This window comes from Acinetobacter sp. VT 511 (genome assembly GCF_001077515.1).
GTDB lineage: Bacteria > Pseudomonadota > Gammaproteobacteria > Pseudomonadales > Moraxellaceae > Acinetobacter > Acinetobacter schindleri.
This window is the reverse complement of the sequence record NZ_LFRE01000059.1, coordinates 1-14,815: the sequence shown is the minus strand read 5'-3', so window position 1 is coordinate 14,815 and position 14,815 is coordinate 1. Positions and strand designations below refer to the sequence as shown.

Annotated in this window: 8 protein-coding genes, 2 rRNA genes and 1 pseudogene; 6 read left to right on the top strand and 5 right to left on the bottom strand. The window is 45.8% G+C overall.

All coding sequences use genetic code 11. The features are described from left to right. Positions 1 to 80: 80 nt before the first annotated feature. From mdtD to ACS72_RS07215, 6 genes and pseudogenes are all read left to right on the top strand, one after another. Positions 81 to 1,472, top strand: a complete 1,392-nt coding sequence (gene mdtD, locus ACS72_RS07240) for a multidrug transporter subunit MdtD (protein WP_048881718.1) — start codon at positions 81 to 83, stop codon at positions 1,470 to 1,472. A 62-nt stretch (positions 1,473 to 1,534) separates the two neighbouring features. Continuing rightward, positions 1,535 to 2,308 carry a GH25 family lysozyme gene (locus tag ACS72_RS07235; RefSeq protein ID WP_048881717.1) on the top strand — a complete coding sequence of 258 codons (774 nt, stop codon included), beginning with the start codon at positions 1,535 to 1,537 and terminating at the stop codon, positions 2,306 to 2,308. A 43-nt stretch (positions 2,309 to 2,351) separates the two neighbouring features. Then, a pseudogene (locus ACS72_RS07230) lies at positions 2,352 to 3,367 on the top strand (MBL fold metallo-hydrolase). 18 nt (positions 3,368 to 3,385) lie between these two features. Beyond that, entirely contained in the window at positions 3,386 to 4,441 is a 1,056-nt protein-coding gene (gene dinB, locus ACS72_RS07225) for a DNA polymerase IV (protein WP_048881716.1), read from the top strand. 221 nt (positions 4,442 to 4,662) lie between these two features. Further along, entirely contained in the window at positions 4,663 to 5,952 is a 1,290-nt protein-coding gene (gene shiA, locus ACS72_RS07220) for a shikimate transporter (protein ID WP_048881715.1), read from the top strand. A 10-nt stretch (positions 5,953 to 5,962) separates the two neighbouring features. Beyond that, positions 5,963 to 6,319, top strand: a complete 357-nt coding sequence (locus ACS72_RS07215) for a RidA family protein (RefSeq protein WP_048881714.1) — start codon at positions 5,963 to 5,965, stop codon at positions 6,317 to 6,319. 70 nt (positions 6,320 to 6,389) lie between these two features. Here ACS72_RS07215 and ACS72_RS07210 read toward each other — a convergent pair whose 3' ends face one another. The 5 genes from ACS72_RS07210 to ACS72_RS07190 all read right to left on the bottom strand — a co-directional run bounded on the left by ACS72_RS07210 (position 6,390) and on the right by ACS72_RS07190 (position 14,474). Next, a complete protein-coding gene (locus ACS72_RS07210) occupies positions 6,390 to 6,938 on the bottom strand; it encodes a DUF2726 domain-containing protein (RefSeq protein WP_048881713.1) in 549 nt (182 codons plus the stop codon). A gap of 397 nt (positions 6,939 to 7,335) precedes the next feature. Beyond that, positions 7,336 to 9,732: a YgiQ family radical SAM protein gene (locus ACS72_RS07205; RefSeq protein ID WP_048881844.1), complete on the bottom strand. Its 2,397-nt coding sequence runs from the start codon at positions 9,730 to 9,732 to the stop codon at positions 7,336 to 7,338. Positions 9,733 to 9,875: 143 nt separating this feature from the next. After that, positions 9,876 to 11,090, bottom strand: coding sequence for an MFS transporter (locus tag ACS72_RS07200; RefSeq protein WP_048881712.1), 1,215 nt, complete (start codon positions 11,088 to 11,090; stop codon positions 9,876 to 9,878). Positions 11,091 to 11,242: 152 nt separating this feature from the next. Further along, positions 11,243 to 11,357: ribosomal RNA gene (gene rrf, locus ACS72_RS07195) — 5S ribosomal RNA — on the bottom strand. A 223-nt stretch (positions 11,358 to 11,580) separates the two neighbouring features. Continuing rightward, positions 11,581 to 14,474, bottom strand: a 23S ribosomal RNA gene (locus tag ACS72_RS07190). Positions 14,475 to 14,815: the final 341 nt, after the last annotated feature.

Here is a 14,815-nt window from a genome sequence, read left to right as displayed (position 1 = left end):
CACTGATTTAGTACAACGGATGGGGGGAATTGATTTAAACTGAGCCCACATTCAAAATTACATGACTTTCTAAATATCACATGAATGCCACGCCCACCCATCAAGCACTGCAACCCGAATTTAGACTGCTGGTCTTATTGGTATCGATCGGCTTTTTCATGCAAGGTCTGGATACCACAATTATTAATACTGCCCTGCCAGCGATTGCGCTTAGCCTGCAGGAAGATCCGTTGCGGATGCATAGTGTGGTGGTGGCTTATGTGCTTTCGGTTGCAGTCTGTATTCCCTTGAGTGGCTGGCTGGCAGATCGTTTTGGTGTACGTAATACCTATTTTAGCGCCATCATTATTTTTACGCTTGCATCAATAGGTTGTGCTGTCTCAAACAGCCTGAATGAACTCCTGCTCTATCGGGTTCTGCAAGGCATTGGTGGTGCTTTGCTGCTACCAGTCGGCCGTCTGGCAATGCTGAAGATTATTCCACGCACCCAGTTTCTGGCTGCAATGAGCCTGATGAGTCTGGCCGGCCTGATTGGTCCCCTGATTGGCCCGACGCTAGGTGGCTGGATGGTCGAATACCTGTCCTGGCAATGGGTATTTCTGATTAACCTGCCGATTGGCCTGCTTGGCACCCTGATTACCTTCAAAGCCATGCCGAATGTTACTGAACCGGATGTGGCGAAGTTTGACTATGCCGGTTTTGTTATGCTGGTGGTGGCGATGGTCGGGCTATGTCTGGGCATTGAGAACTTTGCCAATCCGCAATATCCATTGTGGTGGAGTCTCAGCTTAGTTGCAGCTGGGCTCCTGTTTTCGCTGATCTATGCCTATCATTCACATACCCATAGCAATGCCCTGTTCCGCAGCAAGCTGTTTAAAAACCGGATTTATTCTATTGGGATTCTGGGCAATTTCTTTGCCCGTCTTGGTGGTAACTCCATTCCTTTCCTGTTACCGCTGATGTTGCAGATCGCGTTTGGTTTTGAACCCTTTATTACCGGTTTACTGATGATACCAACCGTTTTGGGTTCGTTGGCTTCCAAACCCATTATTCGCAAGATCATTCAGCACTTTGGCTATCGCCAGGTATTACTGGTAAATACTTTGCTGGTGGGGCTATGTATTGCTAGCTTTGCCCTGACTACGGCGGATACACCGATCTGGCTACGTGCGATTCATTTTTTTATTTTTGGTATCCTGAACTCACTGCAGTTTGTTTCCATGAATACTTTAACCCTAAAAGACTTAAGTCAGCAGGATGCCAGCAGTGGCAACAGTTTTCTGTCCATGATCATGATGCTATCGATGAGTATTGGGGTCGCACTGGCAGGTACGCTGGTGAATATGTTTAGTGCCTACTTTGGCGCTGAGCAGCTGGATAATGCATTCCATCTCGCCCTGATCTGTCTGGGCTGTTTGAATATCATTGCCGCTTATATTTTCTGGCATATTCCCAAGGATACGCCAGTATGATCATCATCCCGATACAAGATAAATCGGTATAAGCTAGATAGAGTCAGATTTTGAAGAACGTGATGAAAAAGCCAGACAAGCATTATCCACCTCTTTGGGCAGCAATCATGAGTGTCATTCTGCTGCTTGCTGTGGTCGGTGCAATCTGGTGGCTATTGCTGAAACCGCTACCTGCCAACGCTTCCGAATATGACATTCATGGTTTTGATGTTTCGCATCATCAAAAAGAGATTAACTGGCAGCAGATCCCCAAAGATAAATACCGCTTTGTCTATCTGAAATCGAGCGAAGGCGGCGACTTTAAGGACAGCAAATTTCAGGAAAACTGGCTTAAGGCTCGCGAACAGGGTTTGCTGGTCGGTGCCTATCATTTTTATCGCCTCTGTCGGGAGGGTAAGATTCAAGCGCAAAACTTTATCGAAAGCGTACCGAATAAAGCGGATGCCTTACCTCCGGTAATCGATCTTGAATATGACAGTAACTGTATTAATACCTATTCCAAGGAACAGTTACTCAAAGAAATCCAGGTCATGCATGATCTGCTCAAACAGCACTACGGCAAGCAGCCGATGTTCTATACCTCGAAAGCTTTCTATAATATTGTGCTGGCAGGACAATTTACTGATGTCCCTCTCTGGATACGTGAATACAAGGGTCTGCCTGAGCTCAAAGATAATCCGAAATGGCATTTCTGGCAACATACCAGTCAGGGTCAGATCAAAGGTATTGCAACGGCTGTAGACCTGAATGTGTTTTATGGTTCGGAAAAGGACTGGCTAAATTTTTTAAAACAGAATGGTATTGAGACTGCACCTGCACAAAAATCGGTAAAATAATTCTACAATTGCAATGTAATCAAAAATAAAAGGATAAATAGCTGTGAAGCTTGGAAAAATTATCGTGACTACCATTCTGATAGTGGTAGTCATACTGGGGGGAATGGGCACTTATTTACGCCAACCTTCAGGTCAGCTGCGTGACTTTGACGCGTGGCAAGCCAAATCCAATACATCCGCAGAAGGCTTAAATGTCCGCTTCTTTGGGGTGTCTACCCTGCTATTTGATAATGGTCAGGAACAGATTTTAATTGATGGCTTCTTTAGCCGTCCCAGTCTTTGGCATGTTCTCAGTTCTAAGGTTTCCAGCGATTCTAGGTTACTTCAGAAGATTATTCAGGAGGAACAGCTGGATCGGACACAGGCGATTTTAGTGACCCATAGCCATTATGATCATGCTCTGGATATTCCTGAACTGGCTGCCCTGTTACCTCAACCCCAGATCATCGGATCGAATAGCAGCCTGAATATTGCACGCAGTCATCCAGAGGTAAAAGCCTCCCAGCTACGGCGTGCTGTATCAGCGTAATCGCTCCGATCGGGACAGTTTAAAGTCACTCCACTTGCTTCCGCACATACGCCTCCAACACCCGTAAATGATGATCTCGGTGAAGAAATTACAGCACCACTGAAACTGCCTGCCAAGTTTTCCGAATTTAAAGAAGGCGGCAGTTTTGACTATCTGATTGAACATGACAGACAACGAATTCTGGTTAAAGCGAGCACAGGGTTTATTCCGGGACAGCTCAAGGATGTTCAGGCCGATATTTTATTTTTGGCATAGCCCAGCTGTCGCGACAGCCTGAGGATTATCAGAAATCTTATCTGCAACAAACGCTGGCAACGGTAAAACCCAAGATTGTCATTCCAATTCACTGGGATGATTTCTTTCAGCCGCTAGATCAACCCTTACAATTTTTGCCACGCTTTGCCGATAATGCTCCCGAGAGTATGCGAATTCTGATCAAAGCGGCTGAAGCGCAACAGATTCAGGTTGTGCTACTGAGTAATAGTCAACCCTATAATCTTTTGAAATCAGCATCTTCCCAAGTGCCTTAAAGCCTTTTAAGATGGCATATGCGTAAAATTATCCATATCGATATGGACGCCTTCTACGCCTCGGTAGAACTGCGTGAACGTCCGGAACTAAAACATTTGCCTGTGGTGATCGCTTCGCATCATCCACGGGCTGTGGTTGCGGCTGCCTCGTATCCAGCCCGGGAATTTGGTGTGCATTCTGCCATGCCAATGAGTCAGGCATGCAAACGTTGTTCGCAGCTGATTGTGATTGAACCAGATTTTCAGAAATACCGTGAGGTTTCCTCACAGATCCATCAGATTTTTCAAAAATATACACCTGTCATTGAGCCGCTGTCACTGGATGAAGCCTATCTGGATGTGACTAATAATCTGCTGCAAATCCCCAGTGCGACAGAAGTCGCGATGCGTATCCGTGAAGACATTTTCCAGCTGACTAGACTCACTGCTTCTGCGGGGGTTGCACCAAATAAATTCCTGGCCAAAGTGGCTTCAGACTGGCATAAACCGAATGGCATTTGTGTGATCAAGCCTTCACAGGTACAGGCCTTTATCCAAGATTTACCGCTTAAGAAAATCCCCGGGGTCGGCAAGGTTACGCAAGAAAAATTGAAAAGTCTCAATCTGGAAACGCTGGGTGATTTGCAACAGATGGATGAAGCTGTCCTGATTCAGCATTTTGGCAAATATGGCAAGCGGCTGTATCTCTATGCGCAAGGCATCGATGAACGCCCGGTCGAAACCGAACGTGAACGCCAGCAGATTTCCAAGGAAACCACCTTTGGTGATGACCTGCTACTTAGCCAGTGCAGTCCTTACTGGGATCAACTGATTCAGCAGGTCTGGAACAGTCTGGAAAAGAAACAGCTGACTGCACGTGGCATTACCGTGAAACTCAGGCTAAAAAATTTCCAGATCATGCAACATAGCCGCAGCTTCCGTTCCGTGCTTAAAAATCCGCTAGAGCTACATCAGGCGTTACAGTTCTTGCTGCAGGATATGCATCTGGATCCAGCCCTGCAATTTCGCCTGATTGGTGTTGGAGTGTATCAGCTGTCACCTCGCCAGCAAGAAGCACAACTGTCCCTGCTTTAAAGTAAACTGAGCAAGAAGTAGTCACTAGTTTAAAAAGCCAACAACTTTATTTTTACCATTGTATGTTTTTAGAGTAATCTATCCGCGCAATGCATTATCCATGTATATGCTGAGATGCTGAAAATCACCTTTACTTTCAGCATGCTGTCCTGTGATTGGCGTGACGATCAAATCCGAATATTACAGGGCAACTCTGTTCTCCCCATGGAATCCTATCCTGCATGTCTTCTGCAAATTCAATTTCTTTTCAAGAACAACGCGCGCGAAAAGCAGCGCTTTCCAGTTTTATTGGTGCTGTTGTCGACTGGTACGATTTTCTTCTTTACGGCATTGTCGCAGCCCTGATTTTTAAAGATCAATTTTTCCCAAGTATTGGCAACAATATGGGCACATTAGCCGCCTTGGCAACCTTTGGTGTCGGCTTTCTGTTCCGTCCACTCGGTGGTGTAGTGTTTGGTCACTTCGGTGACAAACTCGGCCGTAAAAAAATGCTGGTACTCACTGTCATCCTCATGGGGATTTCTACTGTCGGGATTGGCCTGTTGCCGAATTTCGAAGCCATTGGCTGGTGGGCGCCTGTACTGCTGGTGACCTTACGTGCCATTCAAGGTTTTGCCGTCGGTGGTGAATGGGGTGGCGCTGCCCTGATGGCGGTGGAAAATGCGCCGAAAGGCAAAAAAGCCTTTTACAGTAGTGGCGTTCAGGTTGGTTATGGCGTCGGTTTAGTTCTCGCTACGGGTGCTGTATCACTAATCATTGCGACTCTAGGTGAAGAGGCATTTTCGGACTGGGCATGGCGTATTCCATTTATTGCCAGTATTGTGCTGATCGGCATTGCCATGTGGATTCGGCGTGATCAGGAGGAGTCACAAGAATTTGTCGAAAAAGTGGTTAAAGCCAAGCAACATCCAACCAAACTGCCAATTTTTCAGGCGATCAGCAAGCATCCTAAAGCATTCCTGTACATTATTGCCCTGCGTATGACCGAGCTGCTCACCATGTATCTGGTGACCAATTTTGCACTGAATTATTCCACCAATAATCTGGGCATGGACAAGCAATTTTTCCTGAATATCACCCTGATGGTCGGTGCGATTAGTTGTATCAGTATTCCGTTCTTTGCCTGGATCTCAGACAAAATTAACCATAAAACTATGTGTGTTTGGGGCGGTTTAATCGGTGCCTTGTCGGCTTTCCCGTTCTTTATGGCGCTGGATGCTCAAAATACCTGGATGATTATTGTTGGCTCAATTCTACTGGCCAATATCGCGCATGACATGGTAGTCAGTGTGCATCAACCCATCTTTACCTCACTGTTTGGTACCGAGTATCGTTATAGTGGCGCCGGTGTGGGTTATCAGGTGGCGAGTATTATTGGTGGTGGTTTTACCCCAATGATTGCGGCTTCCTTAGTGATTTGGGGTGATGGTTCATGGCATTATGTAGCTATCTATCTTGCTGTGGGCTGTCTACTGACTGCATTAGTTGCTGCCCTGATGCCAAAAACCTAGGATTAAACTCATGACTGTTCAACGTTTGCATGTGTCTCAACGCTTCTCTGAAATCGCGATTTCAGGCAATCTCGTTCATTTGGCAGGTCAACTGGCCAGTGATTTTGATCTGGATATTAAAGGTCAGACACAGCAAACTTTGGACATTATTAATCAGTTCCTCACAGATGCGGGAACAGATAAGAGCCACATCATGTCAGTCACTATTTATCTCAAAGATATTGAGCGTGACTATGCAGCTTTTAATGAAGTGTGGGACGCATGGGTAGCTGATATTCAGGCCCTGCCGCGTACCTGTGTAGAAGCCAAGTTGTATGATCCACGGGTATTGGTCGAACTGACCGTCGTCGCAGTAAAACCGGAATAATCCCGATAAAACTTGTCTTCCAATAAAAAAGCATGCGATCTGCATGCTTTTTTTATTTGTGCCAGCTGTATTAACTCACTGTCTTTACTTTAGGCCGACCCAGAGCGGAGTACAGTGGAAACTTCTTTAGTGCAGTCAGGTTATTCGGGTTGACTAAACTGTCCTCCTCACCCTGTTCATTCAGGAAGTCACGGCGCAGCTGATAATATTCCGGAATATCTTCATAACGGATTACCCGATAGCCTGCCATAGTCAGCAAGGCATCCTGATACTGGGATTGTTGTGGGCGTTTTAAAATCATCGCATCGTCCACGGCCACGATGGCAACAACCAGATGATCCTGATCTAGAACCACAAAGTCCGCGACCAGATTGCGATATTTGTTACGGGTACGAAAAAATTTGGTGGTCAACAGCGCATCATAGGAGACATGGGCCAAAATAATGTTCTCTGGCAGAATTTCCTTTAGACGGGTGTAAGTCAACTGTTGATTCAGGTTAAAAATGGCGCGCTGCTTCAACACACTATCTTGCTGTTTGCCGCTGTTCCGTACTCTCTTATATGCCATCAGGATGGTGCACAAGAGCAGAAAACTGCCAATTATGATATAGGTAGCCATGCGTTAGTCCTTTTTGCATTCTTATAATCGTTTTTGTTTTATTGTTGTCAGTATAGATCGATTTTCATCCGAAAATCACGGTACAACCAATTTGCTTAGATACTGCAACATCCGGTATCAAAACTTATATAAGGGCATTACATTTCGGGAGATTAAAAAATTTCGTGTACTGGAAATGTAATGTGTTCCTTACTCACTCTCACTCTAAATCAGCCACTCAAATTTAAGCAAGAATATTTTCCTCTTTTTGTCTTACAATTCCGATAAAGTGTAATTTTTAAACAGTTTTTTCTAATGAATATCTTAGTTTAATTATTGTTTAATTAAGATTTGACTTCTTTTAATAAAAAATCAGTAGAAAAATAAAAAAGACACCGAAGTGTCTTTTTTAAATGATTTAGGCACGACTTTTTGGTTTGGTTTTGCCTTTAGCTTTAGAACCGCCAAAAGGCTTTTTCGCATCACCAGTTTCACGTGGTGGTAAACCGGTATGCTGGGTCAAGATCTGCCCTTTCTTCGGACGATTGTTCTGTCCTTGGCTTTGACCTTGTCCACGATTGCCTGTCTGCCCGGTACGTTTCTGTGAATCGCCTGCAACAGTCGAGTTCTTCTTACGTGCTGACTGATACTGACCATCCACACCTGCAGGCTGATAGGTCGGAATCAGATGCTGTTTCGAATTACCAATCAGGTCCTGACGGCCCATTTCACGTAAGGCATCACGCAGTAATGGCCAGTTGTTTGGATCATGGTAACGCAAGAACGCTTTATGCAAGCGACGACGCTTTTCACCTTTCACAATGTCGACATCTTCGGTGTAACGCGCCACTTTCGCCAATGGGTTTTTACCGGTGTAGTACATGGTGGTTGCAGTCGCCATTGGTGACGGATAGAAGGTCTGTACCTGATCAGCACGGAAACCATTCTTCTTCAGCCAGATCGCCAGGTTCATCATGTCATAATCCGTGGTGCCTGGATGCGCTGCAATGAAGTAAGGAATTAAATACTGTTCCTTGCCTGCTTCCTTACTATAACGATCAAACATTTGCTTGAAACGGTCATAGGTACCGATGCCCGGCTTCATCATTTTATTCAGTGGGCCTTTCTCAGTATGCTCAGGCGCAATCTTGAGGTAACCACCGACATGATGCGTCACGAGTTCTTTCACATATTCAGGGTTTAAAACCGCAAGGTCATAACGTAAACCTGAACCGATCAGAATCTTTTTAATACCTGGTAATGCACGTGCTTTACGGTATAACTGCGTCAGTGGCGCATGGTCGGTATGTAAGTTTTGACATACTCCCGGGAACACACACGAAGGCTTACGACAGTTCTTTTCGATCTCAGGATCTTTACAGGCCAAACGGTACATGTTGGCTGTTGGGCCACCCAAATCCGAAATGATGCCAGTAAAGCCTGGTGCAGTATCACGAATTTTTTCCACTTCACGCAGAATCGATTCTTCCGAACGGTTCTGAATAATACGACCTTCATGTTCCGTAATCGAACAGAAGGTACAACCACCGAAACAGCCACGCATGATGTTCACAGAGAACTTGATCATGTCAAAGGCTGGGAAACGTGCATTACCGTATGATGGATGTGGTAGACGTGCATAAGGCAGGTCAAACACGTAGTCCATCTCTTCCGTAGTCAACGGAATTGGCGGTGGATTTAACCATACGTCACGTTCACCATGCTTCTGGACTAAGGCACGGGCATTCCCTGGATTGGTTTCCAGATGCAAAATACGGTTGGCATGTGCATAGAGCACCGGATCATTCACCACTTCTTCAAAAGCAGGCAAACGAATCACAGCCAATTCACGCGGTGGTAATTTATGTTTAATCGCTTTCGACGCCGGTTGTAACTGCACGATCTGTGTATTTTCGTCCAAATTGTCGCCTTCACGTACAATCGGATTAGCGACATGTTCTTTTTGGAAACCCTGGTACTGGCTCGAGTCCTTCCCTTGTTCAATCTCACAACCTTCAATATCTTCAGTCATGACATAAGGGTTAATAATTGGATCAACACGGCCAATTGCATCGACATCATTGGAGGCAATTTCAACAAATTTGGCTTTCGATGGGCGGTTGTGTTTATTGACAATAAACGCTGTACCACGAACATCGGTAATATCTTGGATTTTTTCACCACGCGCCAAACGATGCATGATTTCAGTGATGGAACGCTCACCATTACCGTACATCAAAAGATCGGCTTTAGAGTCCATCAATACTGAACGACGCACTTTATCTGACCAATAATCATAATGCGCAATACGACGTAATGATGCTTCAATACCACCTAACAATACAGGTACATCTGGATAAGCTTCACGCACACGCTGGCAATATACGGTTGCCGCCCGGTCTGGGCGTTTGTTTGGCTGATTGTCTGGTGAATAGGCATCATCTGAACGAATCTTGCGATCTGCCGTATAACGGTTGATCATCGAGTCCATGTTACCTGCTGTCACACCCCATGCAATGTTTGGTTTACCCAATACACGGAAGGCTTCAACATTGGTCCAGTCTGGCTGCGCAATAATCCCGACACGGAAACCTTGCGCTTCTAGGGTACGGCCAATAATGCCTGAACAGAATGAAGGATGATCAATATAGGCATCGCCACAGACTAAAATAAAGTCACAACTGTCCCAGCCGAGTTGATCCATCTCCTCGCGTGACATCGGCAAAAATGGCGCAGGTTCAAAACATGACGCCCAATATTTGTCGTAATCAAACAACGCTGTAGGCGCTGTCTGCATGGTATAAGCAGTAGACATGGCTAGCAATTCTCGGCTGGCAGATGGAAGATCAAAAAATAGATCAAAGATGAAAGCCGAGCATTTTAGCATGAATTCGGCTGAGGTTGCTTGATTATAATTTATACAATACTGGCTTTAAGACCTTAATCAGGAATATATGCTTATTCTGTTTCTAGCCTGCTTATTTGAAATTTTAACTTTTGAGCTACCAATAAACCAATTACCAAAATAATACCGATGAACACACTGAGGCCGAACCATCCTGTATTTTCCCAGACCAAACCACTCGAGCTGCCAAGGACACTGGATCCAAGATAGTAGCAGAATAAATAGAGTGATGATCCTACAGCACGATATTGTAAAGATTGTACAGATACCCAGCTGCTGGCTATCGAATGTGCAGCAAAAAATGCAAAGGTAAAAATGAGCAATCCAATAAAGACCAATAGCAAACTGTTAACTAACATCAACCCTAATCCTAGTAACATGCTGACAAGCATGGTTACCAATACCTGGAAACGTCCAGACTTCTGGCTCCAGCGCGCAGCACGAGGTGAGCTATAGATTCCTGCCAGATAGGTGACCGAAATTACCCCAATCCAGACATGCGACAGCTCAAAAGGTGCCTGAATCAGGCGATAGCTGAGGTAATTAAAGACTGAAACAAAACAGCCCATCAGAATGAAACCTTGCAAGAATAAGATTCGTAGTTTGGGATCACTCAGATTATGCTGAAATGCGGTAAGGAAACGGCTCAACTTAATAGGATAAGCTTGAAAGTTCCTGGATTTAGGCAATAAGAAATAGAAGGTTGTCGCAATACAGAGATTAATTAGTCCAATGATTAAAGTCGCTGACTGCCAGGAAATAAAATCCACCAATACTCCTGCAATCAAACGGCCACTCATACCGCCAATCGCAGTTCCAGAAATATAGAGTCCCATGGCAAAACCAACATCTTTCGCGGCAACTTCTTCCCCAATATAGGTCATCGCCACTGCGGCCACGCCACTTACGGTTAAGCCTATTAATACCCGGGTCGCCAGAAACACTGACCAGACTGGCAATACAGCACTCAGCAACAACAATAGTGCAACCGAAAATAAAGACCAAACCATAATCGGCTTACGGCCAAAACGGTCAGAAATGAGTCCAGTAAAAATCAGGCCAACAGCTAATGCAATGGTAGAAAATGAAAGTGGAAAACTGCTTTGCGTAGGGGAGATATGAAAATAGTCTGCCAGAATCGGCATCATCGGCTGTACGCAATATAACGATGAAAAAATCGCAAATCCAGCCAGAAACAAGGAAAACAAAACCGCTTTAAAGGCAGACGAACCATATTCAATATGGCTTGAAGATGAATTTGAGGACATATCCGCTCCTTAGACCGGTTCAGTATACGCCTCTCAAGTTTATTTTTATGTGATATTTCAGTCGAAAGGGCACATAAATAACATTTATTTGACTAAATCCTTCCCATAAAAAAACACCCCCTGTCAAATGACAGAGGGTGTTTAGAATAATGAGCTGGCGATGACTTACTCTCACATGGGTAATCCCACACTACCATCAGCGCTAAGAGGTTTCACTTCTGAGTTCGGGAAGGGATCAGGTGGTTCACTCTTGCTATGGTCGCCAGCACAACTGGTATGACTTTGCGTTTGGTCTTATTCGCTTTGCATTGCTGCTTTGCTTGCCGTTGCTTGGTCAAATCTTGCACTCGTTCAAAACAGTGTTTTGAACATCGTTCATTAATAGAAATATCTGAGTTGCAGTAGTTTGATCATTAGCGTTCACTAAATCAAGCTGTTTTGCTTAATATCGAATCAATTGAGCGTTACACAACAACTGTTTGGGTGTTGTATAGTCAAGCCTCACGAGCAATTAGTATTGGTCAGCTTCATGTATCGCTACACTTCCACATCCAACCTATCAACGTCGTAGTCTTCAACGGCTCTTTAGGTGACATAAAGTCACAGGGAAATCTTATCTTGAGGTAGGCTTCCCGCTTAGATGCTTTCAGCGGTTATCCCTTCCGAACATAGCTACCCGGCGATGCGACTGGCGTCACAACCGGTACACCAGAGGTTCGTCCACTCTGGTCCTCTCGTACTAGGAGCAGATCCTCTCAAATTTCCAGCGCCCACGGTAGATAGGGACCGAACTGTCTCACGACGTTCTAAACCCAGCTCGCGTACCTCTTTAAATGGCGAACAGCCATACCCTTGGGACCTGCTTCAGCCCCAGGATGAGATGAGCCGACATCGAGGTGCCAAACACCGCCGTCGATATGAACTCTTGGGCGGTATCAGCCTGTTATCCCCAGAGTACCTTTTATCCGTTGAGCGATGGCCCTTCCATACAGAACCACCGGATCACTAAGACCTACTTTCGTACCTGCTCGACTTGTGGGTCTCGCAGTTAAGCGCGCTTTTGCCTTTATACTCTACGCGTGATTTCCGACCACGCTGAGCGCACCTTCGTACTCCTCCGTTACTCTTTAGGAGGAGACCGCCCCAGTCAAACTACCCACCAGACATGGTCCTCGTCCCGGATAACGGGACAGAGTTAGAACCTCAATATTACCAGGGTGGTATTTCAAGGACGGCTCCATGGCAACTAGCGTCGCCACTTCAAAGCCTCCCACCTATCCTACACAAGTAAGATCAAAGTTCAATGTCAAGCTGCAGTAAAGGTTCACGGGGTCTTTCCGTCTAGCCGCGGGTACACCGCATCTTCACGGCGATTTCGATTTCACTGAGCCTCTGCTGGAGACAGCGCCCCCATCATTATGCCATTCGTGCAGGTCGGAACTTACCCGACAAGGAATTTCGCTACCTTAGGACCGTTATAGTTACGGCCGCCGTTTACTGGGGCTTCGATCAAGAGCTTCGCTTACGCTAACCCCATCAATTAACCTTCCAGCACCGGGCAGGCATCACACCCTATACGTCCACTTTCGTGTTTGCAGAGTGCTATGTTTTTAATAAACAGTTGCAGGGGCCTGGTTTCTGAGGCTGCCAACAGCTCAAGGAGCAAGTCCTATCACCGCCGGCAGCGTACCTTCTCCCGAAGTTACGGTACCATTTTGCCTAGTTCCTTCAGCAGAGTTCTCTCAAGCGCTTTGGTCTACTCGACCTGACCACCTGTGTCGGTTTCGGGTACGATTCCTGTTTAACTGAAGCTTAGAGACTTTTCCTGGAAGTATGGTATCAGCCACTTCACTGTACAAGTACAGCTTGCTATCAGTTCTCAGCATAGAGTACCCCGGATTTGCCTAAGATACATGCCTACAACCTTCCACCTGGACAACCAACGCCAGGCTGACTTAACCTTCTCCGTCCTCTCATCGCATTAAACAGAAGTATTGGAATATTAACCAATTTCCCATCGACTACGCCTCTCGGCCTCGCCTTAGGGGTCGACTCACCCAGCCCCGATTAACGTTGGACTGGAACCCTTGGTCTTTCAGCGAGCGGGTTTTTCACCCGCTTTGTCGTTACTCACGTCAGCATTCGCACTTCTGATACCTCCAGCAGACTTCTCAATCCACCTTCATCGGCTTACAGAACGCTCCCCTACCACTTGCAATAAATTGCAAATCCGCAGCTTCGGCATATAGTTTTAGCCCCGTTACATCTTCCGCGCAGGCCGACTCGACTAGTGAGCTATTACGCTTTCTTTAAAGGGTGGCTGCTTCTAAGCCAACCTCCTAGCTGTCTATGCCTTCCCACATCGTTTCCCACTTAACTATAATTTAGGGGCCTTAGCTGGCGGTCTGGATTGTTTTCCTCTTGACTACGGACGTTAGCACCCGCAGTCTGTCTCCCGGATAGTACTCATTGGTATTCGGAGTTTGCATCGGTTTGGTAAGTCGGGATGACCCCCTAGCCGAAACAGTGCTCTACCCCCAATGGTATTCGTCCGAGGCGCTACCTAAATAGCTTTCGGGGAGAACCAGCTATCACCGAGTTTGATTAGCCTTTCACCCCTATCCACAAGTCATCCCCTGGCTTTTCAACGACAGTGGGTTCGGTCCTCCAGTCAGTGTTACCTAACCTTCAACCTGCTCATGGATAGATCACCCGGTTTCGGGTCTATACCCAGCAACTAAACGCCCTATTAAGACTCGGTTTCCCTACGGCTCCCCTATTCGGTTAACCTCGCTACTGAATATAAGTCGCTGACCCATTATACAAAAGGTACGCAGTCACCGAACAAGTCGGCTCCCACTGCTTGTATGCATGCGGTTTCAGGATCTATTTCACTCCCCTCACAGGGGTTCTTTTCGCCTTTCCCTCACGGTACTGGTTCACTATCGGTCAGTCAGGAGTATTTAGCCTTGGAGGATGGTCCCCCCATATTCAGACAAGGTTTCACGTGCCTCGCCCTACTCGACATCATCATATCAGCCCTTTCGTGTACAGGACTATCACCCACTATGGTTGCACTTCCCAGAGCATTCCACTAAAACTGATATGACTTAATGGGCTGTTCCCCGTTCGCTCGCCGCTACTGAGGGAATCTCAATTGATTTCTTTTCCTAGAGGTACTGAGATGTTTCACTTCCCTCCGTTCGCCTCGTATGACTATGTATTCATCATACGATACCTGGCTTATACCAGGTGGGTTTCCCCATTCAGACATCTCCGGATCACAGGATATTTGCCGCCTCCCCGGAGCTTTTCGCAGGCTATCACGTCTTTCTTCGCCTCTGACTGCCAAGGCATCCACCACATGCACTTAATTACTTGACTATACAACCCCAAACAGTCGTTAATCCTTACAAGTAAGATTAACAACAAGATCAACTAGTAAACTAGCCTTTCTCACAGTTAGAGTTTCGTGCACTTAAGCACCGTACAGCTTCAATTAGATTCATATACCAAAACGCTTGATTCAGTTAATTTCGCTAGAACTCATTTCTTGTAGTTGCCTACTTGAAACGAGTTTGAACAAATTATTTCAACTCAAATATATTCTGTTAATGATTCACTGTATCCTCGTCGGACTACAGTCAACTGTGATAAATCACAGAGCTTAATAACAATGCCGCGCATTATACGCAACTTAATCACTAAGCTCTATAAGCTATCAG